Raw genomic sequence first — 19,764 nt, forward strand, 5'->3', positions numbered from 1 at the left:
TACGGTGGATCGCTCTCTGTAGGAGCGAGCGTGCTCGCGAAAAACTCACAGGCGCCGCGTTTATTCAGAAAGCCCGCGTTATCGTTGAGGTGTTTCGCGAGCAAGCTCGCGCCTACAGTGGTATTGATGCAAATACCTTGGTAGTTCAGGCGCACCGGGTCGATGCCATCGCAGGCAAGCCAGCTCCCACATGGGTTCGCAGGGCATCAGTTGGATCAATGCCGGCTGTCAGGCCGCTTTCGCGAGCAAGCCGCTTCCACCGCAAGCTCCCCTCACCACAAGTCAGCTAAATCCGTCGACGGCGGTTGAGTTGGGGGATGGCGGCTTGGGGAGCTTCCACGCGCGGGGCCTGCACCGCCGTTTTCGCGGCCAGTTGTGCCAGCGTGGGCTGGCTGAACAAGGTGCGTGCGTCCACGTCCAGCCCGGCCTTGCGCAGGCGGGCTACCAGGTTCACTGCCAACAGGGAGTGCCCGCCCAGTTCAAAGAAGTGGTCATGGCGCCCTACCCGTTCGAGCTTCAATACGTCGGCCCAGATCCCGGCCATCAGGGTTTCCACCTCGCCCACTGGCGCTTCGTAGGCTCGGCTAAGCACGGCCTCCAGCCCTGGCGCCGGCAGGGCCTTGCGGTCGAGTTTGCCGGCGGGGTTGAGGGGCAGTGCGTCGAGTTGCACGAAGGCGGCCGGCACCATGTATTCCGGCAGGTGCTCCAGCACATGGTCACGCAAGGCTTGCAGGCTCGGCGCCTGGCCGCGCAGGGTGAAGTAGGCCACCAGGCGCTCATCGCGAATCAATACCGCCACCTCGTGCAGCGCCGGGTGGGCGGCCAGGTGTGCTTCGATCTCTCCCAGCTCCAGGCGCACACCGCGCAGCTTGACTTGGAAGTCGTTACGCCCAAGGAATTCAAGAGTGCCGTCTGGCAGGTAGCGCACCAGGTCGCCGGTGCGATACAGGCGGTCGCGGGGCACGAAGGGGCTTTCGATGAAACGTTCGGCGGTCAGCTGTTCCAAGCCCAGGTAACCACGGGCAACGCCGACGCCGCCGATGTGCAGTTGGCCGCTGATACCCATGGGCACCGGCGCATCATGAGCGTCCAGGACATACAGGCGGGTGTTGTTGATGGCGCGGCCAATCGGCAGTTGCAAGGCGGGCACCGGCGCGCCGGGTTCGAGGGTCCAGGCGCAGCTGTCCACCGTGGCTTCGGTGGGGCCGTACACGTTATGCAAGCGCACCGTGGGCAAGCGCGCCTGCACGCCACGGGCCAAGGCGGCGGTGAGTTCGCCGCCGCCGCACAGTATATCGGTGAGGCTGGTGCACAGGGCCGATTCGTCCAGGTCCAGAAACTGCTGCAACATGGCGGGCACGAACTGGATCACCCTGATCTGCTGCTCACGAATCACCTGGGCCAGGTACGCCGGTTCACGGTGCCCATCGGGCCGCGCCAAAACCAGGCGCATGCCGTTGCTCAACGGCCAGAACAGCTCCCACACAGAACCATCGAAGCTGAACGGCGCGCGCTGCAACAAGGCGCCGCCTTCGGCGTTCGGGCACAGTTGCGAGCTCCAATGCAACAGGTTGCCCAGGCCACGGTGCTCGATCATCACACCCTTGGGCGTGCCGGTGGAGCCCGAGGTGTACATCACGTAGGCGAGATTGGCGACGCTCAAGCCTGGCACGCTTGGATTGTCGATCGGCGCCTGATTCCAGGTGCAGTGGTCGAAGTCGATCAGCGGGATCGAGACATCGCCCACCCCTTCGCGAGTGGCAGCTTGTACCAACAGTGCCACTGGCTGGCTGTCTGTGAGCATGTAGGCCAGGCGCTCGCGTGGGTAACCTGGGTCGAGCGGCACGTAGGCGCCGCCCGCCTTGAGAATTCCCAATAAGCCCACCACCAAGTCCAACCCACGCTCCACGCACAACGCCACCCGCGAGTCCGGTTGTACGCCGTGCTCACGCAAGTGAAAAGCCAGTTGGTTGGAACGTTCGTTGAGTTGGCGGTAGGTCAATGCGTGCTGACCCGCCTGCACCGCAATGGCATCGGGGTTTCGCCGCGCATGGGCTTCAAACAGCGCTTGCACGGTCAGCGTTTGTGGGTAGTCGGTGGAGGTTGCGTTGAAGTCCACCAATAGAGTGTGCAACTGGCTCGCGGGCAGCACCTGCATACCGCGCAGCGGCATATCCGGCGTGCTTTCCAATGCGTCCAGCAGGCCGTTCAGCGCGGTGTCGAAGTAGCTCAAGACAGGTTCAGCGCCCACTGTGTCCGGGGCCATGACCTTGAGCCGGAAGCCGCTGGCCGTGTCGTCCACCGTGAGCATCAACGGGTAACTGAGGATGTCTTCACTGCTAAGCAAGGCAATGCCCGGCACAAGGTTCAGCCCAGGGTCCGCCGAGGTGTGACGATAGTTGAGCAAACTGTTGAACAGTTCCGGCACGCCGCTGCGACGCTGGGCCAACGCCAGGGACGCCTGTTCATGGGCGAGCAAAGCGCTCAGTTGCGCGTGAGTATCGTGCAGCGCATCCGCCACGTTTTTCCCGGCCAGGCGCAGGCGCAGCGGCAAGGTGTTGATAAACATGCCCAAGGCCCGCTCGGCCCCCTCGCCGGCTTGCAAGCGGCCGAGCAGCACGGTACCGAACACCACATCTTCGCGGCCGGCGACACGGCTGAGCACCTGAGCCCAGGCCAGGTGGAAAAGGCTCGCGGCACTGACCCCCAGGGCTCGTGCCTGGCTGCGCAGGCGCAGATTGAGCGCGTCGCTGAGCGAGCGCTGCGCCTCTTCGGTCTCGGCACGCAGGGCCTGACGCTTCTGTAGGCCGAACGCCAAGGTCGGCTCATCGACATCCGCCAGACGCTCTCGAAAGAACGCCTCGTGCGCCGCCTGGCGAGCCGTTGAGCGGGCCTGCGCGACCATGTTGCGATAAGGCACGGGCACAGGCAGCTGCGCCTGTTGACCCAGCAGATGGGCACGAATCTCGTCCACCAGCAGCGTGGTCGACGTGGCATCGTTGACCAGATGATGAAAGCGCAGCCTGGCGACCCAGCGCTGGTGCTGGGGCTCCTCGGCGTAATCCAGGGCCATCAGCGGCGCCTGGCGCAAGTCCAGGGGTTGCGCCGGTTCGCGCAGCACTTCAACTCGCAGCTGCGCCTGGCGCCACACCACCTGCATCGGTTGTTCCAGGGCATCCCACACCAGGCTGGTGCGCAAAATATCGTGGCGATCGATCACCTGTTGCAGGGCACTGGCGAAGGCATCCAGCTGCTCGCGGCGCGCGAAGCTGAACAGCGCTTGTTGCTGGTACGGGTCGTGCGCATCGGTGAGGTGGTGGTAGAGCAACCCTTCCTGCAACGGCGCCAGCGGATAGATATCCTGCACGTTGGCGGCGCCGCCAGGGATGCCGGCGACGATGCGGTCAAGGCTGGTTTGGTCAAGTTCGGCAAGAACGAGCAAATCCTTGGTGATATGGGTGCAACCGGCCGGGATTCGATTGGCCGGCACCGCCTGTTCGTGACCGACACACGCCGCCGCCAGCGCCGCCAGGGTGGGCTGGCCGAACAGCACTTGCACATCGGCGCGCAGGCCGGCCTCGCGCATGCGCTGCACCAGTTGCACCGCCAACAGCGAATGCCCGCCCAGCTCGAAGAAATGGTCATGGCGGCCCACTGGCTGCACATTCAGCAACTCGGCCCAGATCTGCGCCAGTGTGTTCTCCACGCCCTCTTGTGGCGCTTCGAAGCGGCGGGTGATAAAGGCTTCCTGGGTCGGTGACGGCAAGGCTCGGCGGTCGAGCTTGCCGTTGGCGGTGAGGGGCAACGCGTCGAGGCACACGTAAGCCGCCGGCAGCATGTAGTCCGGCAGCGAGGCTTGCAGGTGAGTGCGCAGCACTTCGATTTCCACAGGCTGACGGGGCACAAACCACGCCCATAATTGCCCGTCGCGAAACTGCACCACCGCGTCCTGAAGCGCCGGATGGCTGGCCAGGGCCGACTCGATTTCCCCCAGTTCGATGCGCACGCCACGGATTTTTACCTGGTCGTCATTGCGCCCCAGGTAGTCGAGATTGCCGTCTGGCAGCCAGCGCGCCAGGTCGCCGGTGCGGTACATGCGACCGCCGCTGAAAGGGTCGTCGATAAACCGTTCGGCACTCAACTCGGCACGGTTCAGGTACCCCCGCGCCACGCCCTTGCCGCCGACATACAACTCCCCCGCCACGCCAATCGGCACCGGGCGTTGCTGCGCGTCCAGCAGGTAGACGCGGGCATTGGCGACCGGCGCGCCGATATGCAACGGCTGGCCCACCTCAACGCGCCCCGAGGTCGCCACAACGGTGGCTTCGGTGGGGCCATAGTTGTTCACCACCGCAAACGTCTGCGCCTGGGTGAAGGTGCGCAGGCGGTCGCCGCCGATCAGCAAGGTGCGCAAGGTGGGATGCCCCAGCCCCTGGCTGAACGCATATTCGGCCACAGGCGTGGGCAGGAAACACACATCCAATGGTTGCGAGCGCCACCAGCCGAGCAACGCGTCGATATCTTCCGCGCCTTCATGGGCCGGTGGCAGGTGCAAGGTCGCCCCCACGCACAACGCCGGCCAGACTTCCCAGGCCATGGCATCAAAACCGAAGCCGGCGACGCTGGCAGTGTGGCTGCCCGCATGCAGGTCGAACGCTTGGCAATGCCAGTCCACCAGGTTCGACACGCTGTGATGTTCGACCATCACACCCTTGGGCAACCCAGTGGAACCCGAGGTGTAAATCACATAAGCCAGGTTCGACGGCGTGACGGCAACCTGAGGGTTACTGTCGATGGATGCGCTGCCAGGCTCCAGCGCGATCACCGGTACCGTCGAGACGGGCAGACGCTGGCGTAAATCGCGCTGAGTCAGGATGGCCACGGGCGCGCTGTCGTGCAGCAGGTACTCCAGGCGTTCGCCGGGATGGGCCGGGTCCAGCGGCACGTAGCAGGCGCCGGCCTTGAGGATTGCCAACAGCCCCGCCAGGGTGTCAAGGCCACGCCGGGCCAGGATCGCCACACGGTCATCGGGCTGTACGCCGAATGCCACCAATTGATGGGCCAGTGCATTAGCCTGGCGGTTGAGTTGGGTGTAGCTCAGTGAGCGGTCCTGATACACCGCCGCAATCGCGTGGGGCGTGCGTGCGGCCTGGGCCTCGATACGCTGGTGCAGGGTTTGCGGCGTGGCGTTGGGCTGCGCGGTGGCGTTCCAGTGCAGCAGTCGGGCGTGCTCCTCGGGCAGAAGCATGCAAAACTCGCCGATGGGCAGCGCAGTGTCCTCCAACCCCTGCTCCAGCAGCCCGATGAAACGCTGGGCCAACGCCTGCACATCGTGCGCCTGGAAATACGCCTCGTTGTAGACGCAATGCAGCCACGCATTGTCCTGGTAACGGTTGCTGCGCAAGTGAATGGCGAGCGGTAGCGCTTCATGGTGATTGGAGACTTTGATCGCGCGGGCCTGGACCTGACCGAAGCGCAGGTCGTGGTCGTCCTGCTCGAACGATACCGACACGTCGAAGAGTTGCCCGCGATCTGTTCGGCGCAAGCCCAGCTCGCGGTTCATCTCACTCAACGGGAAGCGCTGATGACGAAAATCCCGCTTGAGTTGATCACGAATGCCCCGTACCAGAGCACCGAAAGACACGCCCTCGCTGAACGCAAAACGTACCGCGCTGACCTGGGTGAAGAGGCCCACAGTGGCGCGAAAACGCGCGTTGGAGCGGTTGAGAATCGGCAGGCCCACTCCCCATTCCTGCCGTTGGCTGGTGCGGGTGAAATACACATACATCGCCGCCAGCAACACATGAAAGGCCGACGCCTGGTAGTGGTTGGCAACCTGCTCCATGCGGCTCTGCAACTGCACCGGAAAGCCTTGCACCCAGGTGTTGCTCGACGTCTTGGTGTTGTGCCTGGGGGTGAGCAGCGGCTCGGGCAGCACCTGGTATTTGCCCAGCCAATAATCACGGTCGCGGGCGTAGCGGGCCGATTGCAGGTAGCGTTGGTCGGTGTCGATAAAGTCGATGTAGGAAGGCGCCAGTGGCTCGGTGGTGCGCCCCTGCTCCAGGGCGCTGTAGAGCTGCGCGAGGGATTGCAGCATCTGGCCGAAGCCCCAGCCGTCGAGGATCAGGTGATGAGCCTGGGTACCGAGGCGGTAGTGATCATCATCAAGTTTGACCAGGAAAAAACGGCACAGTGGCTCGCCGCTCAGGGCGTAGGGCCGAGCCATTTGCGCCTGCATCAAGGTTTGGCTTGCCGCGGATGGGTCGGGCAGCGCGGAGAAATCATGCAGCGCCATTTCCACCTTCAGCTCCGGGGCGAATGTTTGCCCAGGCAGGCCATTGGCGTCGGTGTGCAGTTGGGTGCGTAGTGCATCGTGACGGGCCACCAGCAGTGCGACAGCATGCTGCATGCGTTCGGGCTCGACGGTGCCGGCAAAATCCAGATAGCCGCCAATGTTGTACAGCGGCGAATCGCCCACGCGCAGTTGGTCGAGCCAAATGTCTTGTTGGGCGCCAGTGAGGGGGAAGCGGGCCGGCTGGCTGGAGGAATACTGCATAAGATCCTTCTCATGGGGGTCAGGCACTGGCCGCGCAGAGGTGGCCCATTACGCCGAAGTTGCCGGATTGGAGCATGGGCGCCGAGGGGTGTCTGACACCCGAAACCCGGACATTCAAATGGATGGATAGGCCTTGGTCAAAGGTTCATGGCTGAAACGATTAAAGCGTTGTAGGAGATTGGCTACAGCTCATCCATGCCGAGCCTCTGGATAATCCGTTGATTTTAATAATTCATTATTTACATCAATAACTTAGCTAAAAATAAAAACAACTTACACCTGTACGTAGCCGGCTTAATTCACGAGAAACGTCGGATTAATGGCGCAGCTTTTATGGCAGCTTGTGTCCCTCGTTTCCGCTACATACGTAGGACAAATCCCTATGGCTAAATAAAATCTCGAACGCCGAGTTACGTTCAAGCAGTACGGAGTGCCCTGCACAGGCCCTGGGCAACCGTTGACGGTTTTCGACATCAAGGATGAGATGGCTATGAGTCTGACCCCAAGTATTGGCGACACCTGCGGCCCGCATTTTTATGCCGAAATGGGCGAGTTGATTTCAAACAGCGGCGACGAACATTTCGCCGCCACGATGTTGCAACTGGTGGGCAAGTGGGTACCGATTCACCTGGTAGACCTCAGCGAATGGGCCCTGGATGAACTGCGTGACCGCGTGCTGGACATCAAGTTATTGGGCAGCGCCGGGGTAAAAAAGGATTTGTCGGTGCCCCAGACCTTGCATGCGCTGAACGACCACCCGTTGCTGCGGCAGATGCTGCACATGCAAGACCCGCTGCTGATCCAGATGAACGCCAAGGCCAACAGCGCGCATCCGCGCGGTACTTCGCACCAGTGCAACCTGGTATCGCGCCAGGGCAATCGACGCTGTGTGATTTCGTTCTACCGCCCGCCGACGCAGCAGGGGTTCTCCCTGGCTGAGTTGTCGTTTCTCAAGTGCTTGTCGGACACGCTGTTGCCGTTGATGGAACGGCACGCCCAGAGCCTGCGCCAGGCGCCGCACGCCGAGACTGAGCCGGCCCATACCGTGTTGGAACAATCGCAGTTGCAGCGTGAGTTCTACAAACGCTTGTCTTTGAGCGACATCACCCTTTCGGCGCGGGAACAGGAGGTGTGCCTGGGCCTGCTGACCGGCGGTACCGTGCCGCAAATCGCGGAGAAACTCAGTGTCAAAAACAGCTCGATCGAGACCTACCTCAAGCGCGCCGCCGCCAAGCTGGGCGTGAGCGGCCGGCATGGCCTGGCCAAATGGATGGTGGGCGCCTGATGAACACACGAGCACTGTGCACCGTCGGCATGGCCTGGATGCTCGGCGGTTGCTCGCTGATTCCCGAGTACCAGCGACCAGCCGCGCCGACGCCTGCGCAGTACCCCCAAGGCGGCGTGTACCGCCTGGCACAGGCCGGCACCCAGGCGCAAAACTCGGACTGGCAGCAGCTGTTCCGCGACCCGGCGCTGCAACAGCTGATTAATGATGCGTTGGTCAACAACCGCGACCTGCGAGTGGCGGCCCTGAATGTGCAAGCGTTCCAGGCCCAGTACCGAATACAGCGCGCGGATCTGTTCCCGGCGATCTCTGCCACAGGCGCCGGCAAGCGCCAGAAGCTGCCGGGGAGCGTGACCGGCACCGGCAAGTCAGCGATAACCTCCAATTACTCCGCCACCTTGGGCCTGAGCGCTTACGAACTGGATCTGTTCGGCCGCGTGCGCAGCCTCAGCGAACAGGCGCTGCTCACTTACCTGGGCACCGAACAAGCGCGGCGCAGTACGCAATTGAGCCTGGTGGCCAACGTCGCCAATGCCTACCTGACCTGGCGCGCCGATCAGGAACTGCTGGCCCTGGCCGAGCAAACCCTGGTCGCCAACGACCACAGCTGGCAATTGACCAGCCGCAGTAAAAGCGCAGGCAAAGCCTCGGCGCTGGACGTAGTGCAAGCGCGCACAGCAGTGGAAAGTACCCGCGCCAGCGTAGCCCGCTATGAACGCCAGGTGGCCCAGGACCTCAACAACCTCACGCTGCTGGTGGGTGGCCCGGTGGATGAACACCTGCCTGCGCGCCCATTGGCCGACGATCTGGTCGCCCGCGTGCCCGCCGGCTTGCCCTCGGACCTGCTGCAACGCCGCCCGGATATCCTCCAGGCCGAATACCAGTTGCAGGCGGCCAACGCCAATATCGGTGCGGCCCGTGCTGCGTTCTTTCCTTCCGTGACCCTGACGGCAAACGCCGGCAGCACCAGCAAGGAGCTGTCGGGGCTGTTCAAGGGCGGCTCGGGTAGCTGGACCTTCCAGCCGCAGATCAACCTGCCGATCTTCAACGCCGGCAGCCTGCGCGCCAGCCTCGATTACGCCAGGCTGCAGAAGGACATCACGGTGGCCCAGTACGAAAAATCCATCCAGGGCGCCTTCCAGGAAGTTGCCGACGGCCTCGCCGCACGCCAGACCTTCAACGACCAACTGGCGGCGCAACGGGATTTCGTCGCCGCCAACCAGAACTACTATGACCTGGCCGAGCACCGTTACCGCAGCGGCGTGGACAGCAACCTGACGTTCCTCGATGCGCAGCGTTCGCTGTTCAGCGCGCAACAGGCGCTGATTGTGGACCGGCTGGCGCAGTTGGTCGCCGAGGTGAATTTGTATACCGCACTGGGTGGCGCCTGGGATATCAGCGCAACCCCGACTGCCGCAGCCGGTACTCCCCCGGTGTCATCTGTGCATAGCGCAAAAAAAACCGGCTGAAATACGCAGGGTCCTTGAACCCCAGCTGGTAGCAGATTTCATTCGCGGAACTGCCGGTAAACAACAGCAGGCGCTTGGCCTCTTGCATCAGCCGTTCAAGGATCAGGCGCTTGGACGGCAGGTCGGCAATGCGTCGGCACACTTCATTGAGCCGCGCCTGGGTCACGCCAATACTCTCGGCATAACGCGCCAACGGCCAATGTTCCAGGTAGTGGGCTTCGATCAGCTCGTTGAAACGATGGAAGATGCGCAGGTCTTCGTGGGCTGTCGGGCGTGCCGGCTGGGCGTGGGCGCACAGGCGCAGCAGGCGGATCATGATCAACCGCGTCAGGCTGTCGAGGGCGGCGGCGCGCCCTGCCCGTTCGGCGTTGATCTCACTGCACAGCGCCTCGAAGAGTTGTTCCAAGCCCTCAGCGTCGCCAGTCAAGGCCACACATGCGGCGCCGGAGGCGAGGCTGGGGTCGGCGTCGATCAATCCCCATACAAGCTGCTGGCGCACCGTCAACACATGCCCGTCGGCATCGGCTTCGGTGACAAAAGCATGGGCCACCGTGGGCGGCGTGAGAAAAAACATCGGTCCCGATTCAACGTACTGGCGGTCATCCAGATACACCCGCACTGCACCACTCTTGACGTAATGCACCTGGAAAAACCGGTCATGGCGATGCACCGCCATATTGCGCCCGAAAAACCCCGCCAGGTTGCCGAGCTTGTCGTAATGCACCTCGGCGTCGCTGTAGCGCTGGTCGTAGACCTGCCCGATGTTGATGTTGGGAATCGGCTTCACGGGGCTCTCTTCTTGTTGTTGTGAGGCCAGCGCAGTGTGCCACGCTTGACGGTAGTTAACATATTAATTATAACGTTAACAACTTAACGAACGGCCTGTGCAGCCGTCGTCACCGCCAGGAGAAACGCATGAGCCGAACCCTGCATGATGTTGCCAGCGGCACCCTGTTCGGCGTTGCGCTGAACTACCAGGGCCTGCTGGACCAGCATCTCGCCGCCTTCCAACAGCCGCCCTACCAGCAGCCGCCGACCAAGCCGGTGCTGTTTATCAAAACCCCCAACACCCGCAATGCCCATGGCGGCGTAGTGCTGCAGCCTGCGGGCGAGCGCCTGCAGCCGGGCCCGGCGCTGGGTGTGGTGATCGGCCAGCGCGCCAGCCGTGTCAGCCTGGAGAACGCCATGGCGCATGTGGCCGGGTATGTGGTGGTGAATGAATTCAGCCTGCCGGAAGACAGCTACTACCGCCCCGCCGTCAAAGCCAAATGCCGCGATGGGTTTTGCGCCCTGGGCCCGCAGTTGGTGGCGCGGGATCAAGTGGCCAACCCCAATCAATTGAGCCTCAAGCTGTTCGTCAATGGCGAGCTGCGCCAGGAAAGCTCTACCGCCGATTGGGTACGCGACATCCCGCAATTGATCGCCGAGATCAGCGAGTTCATGACCCTGTACCCCGGCGATGTGCTGATCACCGGCACCCCGCAAGGCCGCGTGGATGTGCAGCCAGGCGACCAGGTTGAGGTCGATATCACCGGCATTGGCCGCCTGAGCAACACCATTGCAGCGGAGGCATCGGCATGAAACGCGCACGTATCCACTTTGAAGGTGCAACCCACAACGTATTGGTGCAAGCCGACTGCAGCGTGCGCCTGAAGGATGGGCGGTTGCTGGCCGAAGACCAGGTGCAATGGCTGCCACCCGCCACCGGCAACATGTTCGCCCTGGGTTTGAACTACGCCGACCACGCCGCCGAACTGGCCTTTACGCCGCCGACCGAACCGCTGGCATTCATCAAATCGGTGGGCACTTACACCGGTCACCGCCAAGTCAGTTGGCGCCCCGACAACGTCGCCTACATGCACTACGAGTGCGAGCTGGTGGCGGTGATCGGCAAGACCGCGCGCAACGTCAAGCGCGCCGACGCCCTGGACTACCTGGCCGGTTACACGGTGTGCAACGACTACGCGATCCGCGACTACCTGGAAAACTACTACCGCCCCAACCTGCGCGTGAAAAACCGCGACGCCACCACCCCGGTCGGCCCGTGGATTGTCGACGTGGCCGATGTGCCCGACCCAGGCAACCTGAAATTGCGTACCTGGATCAACGGCGAACTGCGCCAGGAAGGCAGCACGAAAGACATGATTTTCGATATCCCCTACCTCATCGAATACCTGTCCAGCTTCATGACCCTGCAACCGGGCGACATGATCGCCACCGGCACGCCCGAGGGCCTGGCCGATGTGGTGCCGGGGGATGAGGTCGTGGTGGAAGTCGAAGGCGTGGGCCGCCTGGTCAACCGTATTGTCAGTGAAACGGAGTTTTTCTCCGCGCGCAAAGAGGCTTGAGCACCATGATCAAACACTGGATCAACGGCCGTGAGGTCGAAAGCAAAGACACCTTTATCAACTACAACCCGGCCACCGGCGAGGCCATCGGCGAAGTCGCCAGCGGCGGCGCCGAAGAAGTCGCGCAAGCCGTAGCGGCGGCGAAGGCGGCGTTCCCCAAGTGGGCCAATACGCCGGCCAAGGAGCGCGCGCGCTTGATGCGCAAACTGGGCGAGCTGATCGAACAGAACGTGCCACACCTGGCCGAGCTGGAAACCCTGGACACCGGCCTGCCGATCCACCAGACCAAGAACGTGTTGATCCCGCGTGCCTCACACAACTTCGATTTCTTCGCTGAAGTCTGCACCCGCATGGACGGCCACACCTACCCGGTGGATGACCAGATGCTCAACTACACCCTGTACCAGCCGGTGGGCGTGTGCGGGCTGGTATCGCCGTGGAACGTGCCGTTCATGACCGCCACCTGGAAGACCGCGCCGTGCCTGGCGCTGGGCAATACGGCGGTGTTGAAGATGTCGGAGCTGTCGCCGCTGACCGCCAATGAACTGGGGCGCCTGGCGGTGGAAGCCGGGATTCCCGACGGCGTGCTCAATGTGATCCAGGGCTACGGCGCCACCGCCGGTGATGCACTGGTGCGCCACCCGGATGTACGGGCGATTTCCTTTACCGGCGGCACCGCCACGGGTAAGAAAATCATGCAGAGCGCCGGCCTGAAAAAGTACTCCATGGAACTGGGCGGCAAGTCGCCGGTGCTGATTTTTGAAGACGCCGACCTGGAACGCGCCCTCGACGCCGCGTTGTTCACGATCTTTTCCCTCAACGGCGAGCGCTGCACCGCTGGCAGCCGGATCTTTATCCAGGAAAGTGTCTACTCGCAATTTGTCGCCGAGTTCGCGACGCGAGCCAAGCGCCTGATCGTCGGCGACCCCCAGGACCCGAACACCCAGGTCGGCTCGATGATCACCCAGGCCCACTACGATAAGGTCACCGGCTACATCAAGATCGGCCTGGAGGAAGGCGCCACGCTGCTGGCTGGCGGCCTGGAACGCCCGGCCAACCTGCCGGCGCACCTCAGCCGCGGCCAGTTTATCCAGCCGACGGTGTTTGCCGACGTGAACAACCGGATGCGCATCGCCCAGGAAGAAATCTTCGGCCCGGTGGTGTGCCTGATCCCGTTCAAAGACGAAGCTGAAGCGCTGCAATTGGCCAACGACACCGAATACGGGCTGGCCTCCTACATCTGGACCCAGGACATCGGCAAGGCCCACCGCCTGGCGCGCGGTATCGAAGCGGGCATGGTATTTATCAACAGCCAGAACGTACGGGATTTGCGCCAGCCGTTTGGCGGAGTCAAAGGCTCGGGCACCGGGCGTGAAGGCGGCCAGTACAGCTTCGAAGTGTTTGCCGAGATCAAGAACGTGTGTATTTCCATGGGCAGTCATCACATTCCGCGCTGGGGCGTGTAGCCCAGGCTCAAACAAGCCTCCTGTGGGAGCCGGGCTTGCCCGCGATGCAGACACCGCGGTCCTTCAGCCGCACCGAGTCGATGCCATCGCAGGCAAGCCAGCTCCCACAGGGACCTCACAGGCCATACAAGAATAATTATTCAGGAGAGTCATCATGGGCCAAGTGGTTCTGGCAGCGAAGATCTGCCACGTACCGTCGATGTACCTGTCGGAACTGCCCGGCAAGCATCACGGCTGTCGCGAAGCGGCGATTGCCGGGCACAAGGAGATCGGCCGGCGTGCCCGCGAACTGGGGGCCGACACTGCGGTGGTGTTCGACGTGCACTGGCTGGTCAACAGCGGCTACCACGTCAATTGCGGCGAGCAGTTCCAGGGCACCTACACCAGCAACGAACTGCCGCATTTCATCAAGAACATGGACTACGCCTACCCCGGTTGCCCAGAGCTGGGCGAGCTGATCGCCGCCGAAGCCAACCTGGCTGGCGTGCGCAGCATGGCCCACAACATCCCGAGCCTGGAGCTGGAATACGGCACCCTGGTGCCCATGCGCTACATGCATATGGGCGTGCCCGACGCAGAGAAATTCAAGGTCATTTCCATCGCTGCCTGGTGCGCCTGGCATCGCCTGGAAGACAGCTTTGCCTTCGGCGCCGCCGTGCGCCGGGCGATCGAAAAGAGCGACCGCAAGGTGCTGGTGCTGGCGTCCGGCTCGCTGTCCCATCGGTTCTCGGACGACCGCCAGGCTGAGGCGAATATCCACAACTGGACCCGCGAATTCGACAAGCAGGTGGACCTGCATGTCGTGGAAATGTGGAAGCAAGGTCGCTTCAAGGAGTTCTGCGCCATGTTGCCCGACTACGCCGAACATTGTTTTGGCGAAGGCAAGATGCACGACACCGCCATGCTCCTGGGCCTGCTGGGTGGGCCGGACTATGCCAAGCCGACCGAGATCATCACGCCGCCGTTCGGCAGTTCGGGCACCGGCCAGATCAACGCGATTTTCCCGCTTTAACCCTGGGAGAACACCATGCCGCACTTTATCGCTGAGTACACCGACAACCTCGAACAGCAGGCCGATTTGCCCGGCCTGTTTGAAAAAGTCCACCGCGTGCTGGGTGACAGCGGTGTGTTTCCATTGGGCGGCATTCGCAGTCGCGGCGTGCGCCTGGACACCTGGCGCATGGCCGACGGCAAGCACGATTATGCCTTTGTACACATGACCCTCAAGGTCGGCCATGGCCGCGACCTGGCGACGCGCGAAGCAGTCGCCCAAGCGGTGTTCGCGGTGATCACCGCACACTTCGCCGAGCTGCAGGCGCAACGGTTGTTGGCGCTGTCGTTCGAGATGATCGAGCTGCACCCGCAGCTCAACTTCAAGCAGAACAATGTGCATGCGTTCCTGAACAACCCGGCAAGCTGAAACGGCCCCGCCCCCCCTGTAGGAGCGAGCTCGCTCGCGAAAAACCCACAGGCACCGCGGATCACCGGCAGCGCTGCGTTTTCGTTAACGTTTTTCGCGAGCAAGCTCGCTCCTACAACAAAAAGAACAACGCCATGAGCACAGCCCATTCCACTGCAAGCCTGCGGCTTGCCGAGCACGACCGTACCCATCGTTTGGTGACCTGGCGCCTGATGCCCTTGTTGCTGGTGTGTTACCTGTTCGCCCATCTGGACCGCATCAACATCGGCTTTGCCAAGATGCAGATGAGCAGCGACCTGCACTTCAGCGACACCGTGTATGGCTTCGGCGCCGGCCTGTTCTTCATTGCCTACGCACTGTTCGGCGTGCCCAGCAACATTGCCCTGGACCGCGTCGGACCACGGCGCTGGATCGCCTGCCTGATGATGGTGTGGGGTCTACTCTCCACCGGCATGTTGTGGGTGGAGAGCGCACGCGGGTTCTACGTGCTGCGCTTTCTGCTGGGTGTGGCCGAGGCCGGTTTTTTCCCGGGGATCCTGGTATTCCTCAACCGTTGGTACCCGGCACGCCGTCGCGCCCAGGTCACTGCCTTGTTTGCCATTGCGGTGCCCATGGCCGGAGTGCTGGGCGGGCCGATTTCTGGGGCGATCCTGGAGAACTTCCACGACGTCGGCAGCCTGCGCGGCTGGCAATGGATGTTCCTGATCGAAGGCGCGCCCGTGGTGCTGCTGGGGCTGGTGGTACTCAAGTGGCTGCCGGACAGTTTCGAGTCGGTGCACTGGCTGACTGCCGAGCAAAAACAGCAATTGCACACCCAACTGAGCAACGAGGAACAGCGCAAGACCATCACCTCGTTCGGCGGCATCCTGCGTGACCCGCAGGTGTGGCTGCTGGTGGCCGTGTACTTTGCGGTGATGCTGGCGGTCAACACCCTGGCGTTCTGGATGCCCACCCTGATCCACGGCGCCGGCATCGGCCGTGACAGCCAGGTCGGCTTGCTCAGCGCCGTGCCGTACCTGGCCGGCTGCTTCTTCATGCTCGGCTGCGGGCGCTCGTCCGACCGCCACCGCGAACGCCGCTGGCACCTGTGCGTGCCATTGCTGATGGCGGCGCTCGGCATCGCCGTCGCGGGCCTGGCGCCCGCCAACGCGCTGCTGGTGATGGGCGGGCTGGTGGTCGCCGGCATGGGCGCCAGTGCCGCGCTGCCGATGTTCTGGCAACTGCCACCGGCGTTTCTCTCCCACACCACCCAGGCGGCGGGCATCGCCATGATCAGCTCGTTCGGCAGCATCGCCGCGTTCCTCGCGCCGTACCTGATCGGCTGGATGCGCGACGCCACCCAGAGCGCCAGCCTGGCCCTGTACGTACTCGCCCTGTTTATCGCCCTCGGTGGCTTGCTGGTGCTGCGCACCCAGGCCGCCATCGTCAACCCACACTAGAGACCGTTGCCATGCTCGACTCCCAGCAAATCCTCGCAGCTGCCGCCCACCTGGACCGCGCCGAACGCAGCCGCGAACAGGTGCGCCAGTTTTCCCTCGGCTACCCCGATATGACGATCGAGGACGCCTACGCCATCCAGCGTGAATGGGTCGCCCAGAAGATCAAGCACGGGCGCACGCTCAAGGGCCACAAGATCGGCCTGACGTCACGGGCCATGCAGGTGTCGTCGAATATCACCGAACCCGATTATGGCGCCCTGCTCGACGACATGTTTTTCGACGAAGGCAGCGACATTCCCTTCGAGCGTTTCATCGTGCCACGGGTGGAGGTGGAACTGGCTTTCATCCTCGGCAAGCCGCTCAAAGGACCAAACTGCACGGTGTTCGATGTGCTCGACGCCACCGAGTGGGTGATCCCGGCGCTGGAAATCATCGACGCCCGCATCCAGCAGGTCGACCCGCATACCAACGCCACCCGCAAGGTGTTCGACACCATCTCCGACAACGCCGCCAACGCCGGTGTGGTCCTCGGCGGCCGCGCCGTGCGCCCCACCGAGATCGACCTGCGCAAGGTGCCGGCGGTGTTGTATCGCAATGGCGTGATCGAAGAGTCCGGGGTGTCGGCGGCGGTGCTCAACCACCCGGCCAAAGGCGTGGCGTGGCTGGCCAACAGGCTGGCGCCCTATGACGTCACCCTGCTGCCCGGCCAAGTGATTCTCGGCGGCTCGTTTACCCGCCCCGTGGCAGCCCGCCCTGGCGATACCTTCCACGTCGACTACGACCTGCTCGGCTCGATTGCCTGCCGCTTCGTCTGAACCCAGGAGTGCTTTCATGGACATGCCTGTCAACCGCTTCAAGCAACGCCTGCACAACCGCGAGGTACAGATCGGCCTGTGGCTCGGCCTTGCCAACGCCTACTGCGCGGAACTGGCCGCCAACGCCGGGTTCGACTGGCTGCTGATCGACGGCGAACATGCGCCCAACCAGCTGGGGGACATGCTCGCGCAATTACAGGCCATCGCACCCTACCCCAGCCAGGCGCTGATTCGCCCGGTGATCGGCGACACGGCGCTGATCAAGCAACTGCTGGATATCGGCGCGCAGACGCTGCTGGTGCCCATGGTCGAAAGCGCTGCCCAGGCCCGGGAACTGGTGCGCGCCCTGCACTACCCGCCCCAGGGTATTCGCGGCGTCGGCAGCGCCCTGGCCCGTGCTTCGCGCTGGAACAGCATCACCGACTACCTCGACCAGGCCGACGCGCAGATGTGCCTGCTGGTGCAGATTGAGAATGCCGAGGGCCTGGCCAATCTGGACGCCATCGCCGCCGTCGAAGGCGTGGACGGGGTGTTTATCGGCCCGGCAGATTTGAGCGCGTCAATGGGCCATCGGGGTAACCCGGGGCATCCGCAGGTACAGGCGTCGATTGAGGACGCCATCGTGCGTATCGTCAAGGCGGGTAAGGCGGCAGGGATTCTCAGTGCGGATGAAAATCTCGCACGACGCTATATCGAGTTGGGGGCGACGTTCGTGGCGGTGGGGGTGGATACCACGGTGTTGATGCGGGGGCTGCAAAGCCTGGCCGGGAAGTTCAAAGACGTACCGGTGGCTGCCAATACCGGTGGTGTCTACTGAAATCCATGTGGGAGCTGGCTTGCCTGCGATGGCGGTGCATCAGCGACAGATAAGCCAGCTGACCCGGCGCTATCGCAGGCAAGCCAGCTCCCACAGTTGACCGGTGGTGGTTCAGTCATTAGTTCAGCGTTTGATGTTCTTCAAGTCATCCAGCAACCCCAACAGCATCTGGAATTTCTCTTCGCCAAACTGATCCTGCAAACGCTGGTAGTTGGCCTCCATGCACTGGCTCATGGACTCGAAACTCGCCTTGCCCTTGTCCGCCAGGGTAATCAGCACCCGGCGCTGGTCCTGTTCGGCCTTGCGCCGGTGCACCATGCCGGCCGCTTCCATGCGCACCAGTACGCCGGTCATGCTCGGCTTGAGGATGCAGGCCAGTTCCGCCAGTTGGTAGATCTCCAACTCACCATGCTGTTCAAGGATGCGGATGATGCGCCATTGCTGTTCGGTCAGGCCGTGTTCATTCAGGGAAGGACGGAAAAAACTCATCGCGGCCTCGCGCGCTTGCAGCAAGGCCAGGGTCAGGGATTGTCGAGGTGTGGACATAGGGCTCAGGGTCACGAAGTATTTAGTTAATAGTTTAACGAAACTCTAACATTCCCGGCCGGCGACCGCGCTATAACTTGTAGGTGCCCTCGCCCGTGGCGCGCTGAATCAAAAACCCGGGCACGCAGGATCAAGACTTCCCGCCCGCCAGGGGCCCTAATGGAGGCATCCGCTTTAGCGCCTTCCTTCACTTTTTCAGGCTGCGCCATGATCAACATCGAAACCCCCACGTACTACACCGCCACCAAGAAATACAACCTCAGCTTCCCCACCCTGGAACAGGATATCGAGGCAGACGTCGTGGTCATCGGCGGCGGCTTTTCCGGGATCAACACGGCCCTCGAGCTGGCGGAAAAAGGCATCACCAACATTGTGGTGCTTGAAGCGCGCTACCTGGGCTTTGGCGGCACGGGCCGCAACGGTGGGCAGATCATGGCAGGCATCGGCCATGACCTGGAGAAGATCAAGAAGGACGTGGGCGAAGACGGCCTGCGCCAAGTGTTCGAGATCAGCGACCTGGGCGCCGACATCATCAAGAACCGCATCGCCAAGTACAACATCGACGCGGACTTTTGCCACGGCTACGGCTATATGGGCTTCAACGCCCGCCAGGAAAAAACCCTGCGCGCCTGGGAGAAGGACTTCAAGTCGATCAACAGCCAGCACGAAATCCGCTTTCTCGGCGGCTCCGATGTGCAGCAGATCATCGGCTCCACCGCCTACACCAGCGCCCTGTTGCACATGGGTGGCGGGCATGTGCATTCGCTGAACCTGCTGCTGGGCGAAGCCACCGCACTGGCCAGCCATGGCGTGAAGATCTTCGAGAACAGCCCGGCCCTGGACGTCAGCTACGGCGAGCGCATCACCGTGCGCACCGGGCGCGGTTCGGTACGCGCCAGCAAGTTGCTGTGGGCCTGTGACAGCTTCCTCAACAAGCTGGAGCCGGAACTGCACCGCTCGACCATCAACACCTACGCGTTCCAGATGATGACCGAGCCGTTGTCCGAGGAGTTGATCCAGCGCATCAGCCCGATCCGTGGAGCCTATAGCGACATCCGCCCAGTGATCGACTACTACCGCGTCACCAACGAGAACCGCCTGCTGTTCGGTGCCGCCACGCCTTTGGTGGAGCACATTCCCGGCGACCTCAAAGCCTGGAACCGCAACCTCATGCTGAAGATTTTCCCCTACCTCAAGGACGTGAAAATCGACCTGGCCTGGGGCGGCCCAATGGCGTGCAGCCCGAACCTGTTCCCGCAGGTGGGCACCTTGCCGGGGCGCAGCAACGCGTTTTTCGTGCAGGGCTATTCCGGCTTTGGCGTCACCCCCAGCCACATCATCTGCAAGGTGCTGGCCGAAGGCATGAGCGAAGGCTCGGCGCGCTATGACCTGGTCAGCTCGATTCACCGCCCCACCATCATCGGCAAGGACGCGATTCGCCCGCTGCTGCTGACGGCGGGCAAATCCTGGCACCAACTTTCCGGCTACTGGAACGGTCGCCGCTAACCCCCTGTAGGAGCGGGCTTGCCCGCGAAAAACTTCAACGATAACGCGTGCTTCCTGAATGAACGCGGCGCCTGTGAGTTTTTCGCGAGCAAGCTCG

14 protein-coding genes are annotated in these 19,764 nt (G+C 62.8%); 11 read left to right on the forward strand and 3 right to left on the reverse strand.

Annotated elements, in window-relative coordinates; translation table 11 throughout:
• Positions 1-286: 286 nt before the first annotated feature.
• The gene (locus tag OC445_RS24250; protein WP_262020393.1) at positions 287-6,556 is read right to left on the reverse strand and encodes a non-ribosomal peptide synthetase; all 6,270 of its coding nucleotides are present in this window, start codon (positions 6,554-6,556) and stop codon (positions 287-289) included.
• Between the two features lie 490 nt (positions 6,557-7,046).
• Here OC445_RS24250 and OC445_RS24255 point away from each other — a divergent pair, with 490 nt between their 5' ends.
• Together OC445_RS24255 and adeC are read left to right on the forward strand one after the other, a co-directional pair.
• Entirely contained in the window at positions 7,047-7,841 is a 795-nt protein-coding gene (locus OC445_RS24255) for a helix-turn-helix transcriptional regulator (RefSeq protein WP_198790585.1), read from the forward strand.
• Positions 7,841-9,310: an AdeC/AdeK/OprM family multidrug efflux complex outer membrane factor gene (gene adeC / locus OC445_RS24260; protein ID WP_198790586.1), complete on the forward strand. Its 1,470-nt coding sequence runs from the start codon at positions 7,841-7,843 to the stop codon at positions 9,308-9,310. Before OC445_RS24255 ends, adeC begins: the two co-directional genes overlap by 1 nt.
• Here adeC and hpaA read toward each other — a convergent pair.
• The gene (gene hpaA / locus OC445_RS24265; RefSeq protein ID WP_054917478.1) at positions 9,237-10,097 is read right to left on the reverse strand and encodes a 4-hydroxyphenylacetate catabolism regulatory protein HpaA; all 861 of its coding nucleotides are present in this window, start codon (positions 10,095-10,097) and stop codon (positions 9,237-9,239) included. The two genes, adeC and hpaA, sit on opposite strands and share 74 nt — an antisense overlap.
• Positions 10,098-10,225: 128 nt before the next feature.
• Here hpaA and OC445_RS24270 point away from each other — a divergent pair, with 128 nt between their 5' ends.
• The 8 genes from OC445_RS24270 (at position 10,226) to hpaI (ending at position 17,615) form a co-directional block, all read left to right on the forward strand.
• The gene (locus OC445_RS24270) at positions 10,226-10,891 is read left to right on the forward strand and encodes a fumarylacetoacetate hydrolase family protein (RefSeq protein ID WP_054917480.1); all 666 of its coding nucleotides are present in this window, start codon (positions 10,226-10,228) and stop codon (positions 10,889-10,891) included.
• Positions 10,888-11,658 carry a fumarylacetoacetate hydrolase family protein gene (locus tag OC445_RS24275; protein WP_054917481.1) on the forward strand — a complete coding sequence of 257 codons (771 nt, stop codon included), beginning with the start codon at positions 10,888-10,890 and terminating at the stop codon, positions 11,656-11,658. The genes OC445_RS24270 and OC445_RS24275 overlap by 4 nt, the downstream gene beginning before the upstream one ends.
• A gap of 5 nt (positions 11,659-11,663) precedes the next feature.
• Positions 11,664-13,124: a 5-carboxymethyl-2-hydroxymuconate semialdehyde dehydrogenase gene (hpaE, locus tag OC445_RS24280; protein WP_198790588.1), complete on the forward strand. Its 1,461-nt coding sequence runs from the start codon at positions 11,664-11,666 to the stop codon at positions 13,122-13,124.
• Positions 13,125-13,278: 154 nt separating this feature from the next.
• Positions 13,279-14,136 carry a 3,4-dihydroxyphenylacetate 2,3-dioxygenase gene (gene hpaD / locus OC445_RS24285; RefSeq protein WP_057974989.1) on the forward strand — a complete coding sequence of 286 codons (858 nt, stop codon included), beginning with the start codon at positions 13,279-13,281 and terminating at the stop codon, positions 14,134-14,136.
• Positions 14,137-14,151: 15 nt separating this feature from the next.
• The gene (locus OC445_RS24290) at positions 14,152-14,544 is read left to right on the forward strand and encodes a 5-carboxymethyl-2-hydroxymuconate Delta-isomerase (RefSeq protein ID WP_034128187.1); all 393 of its coding nucleotides are present in this window, start codon (positions 14,152-14,154) and stop codon (positions 14,542-14,544) included.
• A 134-nt stretch (positions 14,545-14,678) separates the two neighbouring features.
• Positions 14,679-15,983: an MFS transporter gene (locus OC445_RS24295; protein ID WP_096144679.1), complete on the forward strand. Its 1,305-nt coding sequence runs from the start codon at positions 14,679-14,681 to the stop codon at positions 15,981-15,983.
• A gap of 11 nt (positions 15,984-15,994) precedes the next feature.
• On the forward strand, positions 15,995-16,798 hold the full coding sequence (gene hpaH / locus OC445_RS24300) for a 2-oxo-hept-4-ene-1,7-dioate hydratase (protein ID WP_198790589.1): 804 nt from the start codon (positions 15,995-15,997) through the stop codon (positions 16,796-16,798).
• Between the two features lie 16 nt (positions 16,799-16,814).
• Entirely contained in the window at positions 16,815-17,615 is an 801-nt protein-coding gene (gene hpaI, locus OC445_RS24305; RefSeq protein ID WP_198790590.1) for a 4-hydroxy-2-oxoheptanedioate aldolase, read from the forward strand.
• Between the two features lie 123 nt (positions 17,616-17,738).
• On the opposite strand, the gene hpaR is transcribed toward hpaI, so the two are convergent.
• Positions 17,739-18,161 carry a homoprotocatechuate degradation operon regulator HpaR gene (gene hpaR, locus OC445_RS24310; protein WP_032896376.1) on the reverse strand — a complete coding sequence of 141 codons (423 nt, stop codon included), beginning with the start codon at positions 18,159-18,161 and terminating at the stop codon, positions 17,739-17,741.
• 207 nt (positions 18,162-18,368) lie between these two features.
• Between hpaR and OC445_RS24315 the strand changes: the two genes are divergently transcribed.
• Positions 18,369-19,667, forward strand: a complete 1,299-nt coding sequence (locus OC445_RS24315; RefSeq protein WP_072446204.1) for an NAD(P)/FAD-dependent oxidoreductase — start codon at positions 18,369-18,371, stop codon at positions 19,665-19,667.
• The last annotated feature ends 97 nt before the right edge of the window (positions 19,668-19,764 follow it).

This window comes from Pseudomonas sp. Pse35 (assembly GCF_024519715.1).
Classification (GTDB): Bacteria; Pseudomonadota; Gammaproteobacteria; order Pseudomonadales; family Pseudomonadaceae; genus Aquipseudomonas; species Aquipseudomonas paracarnis.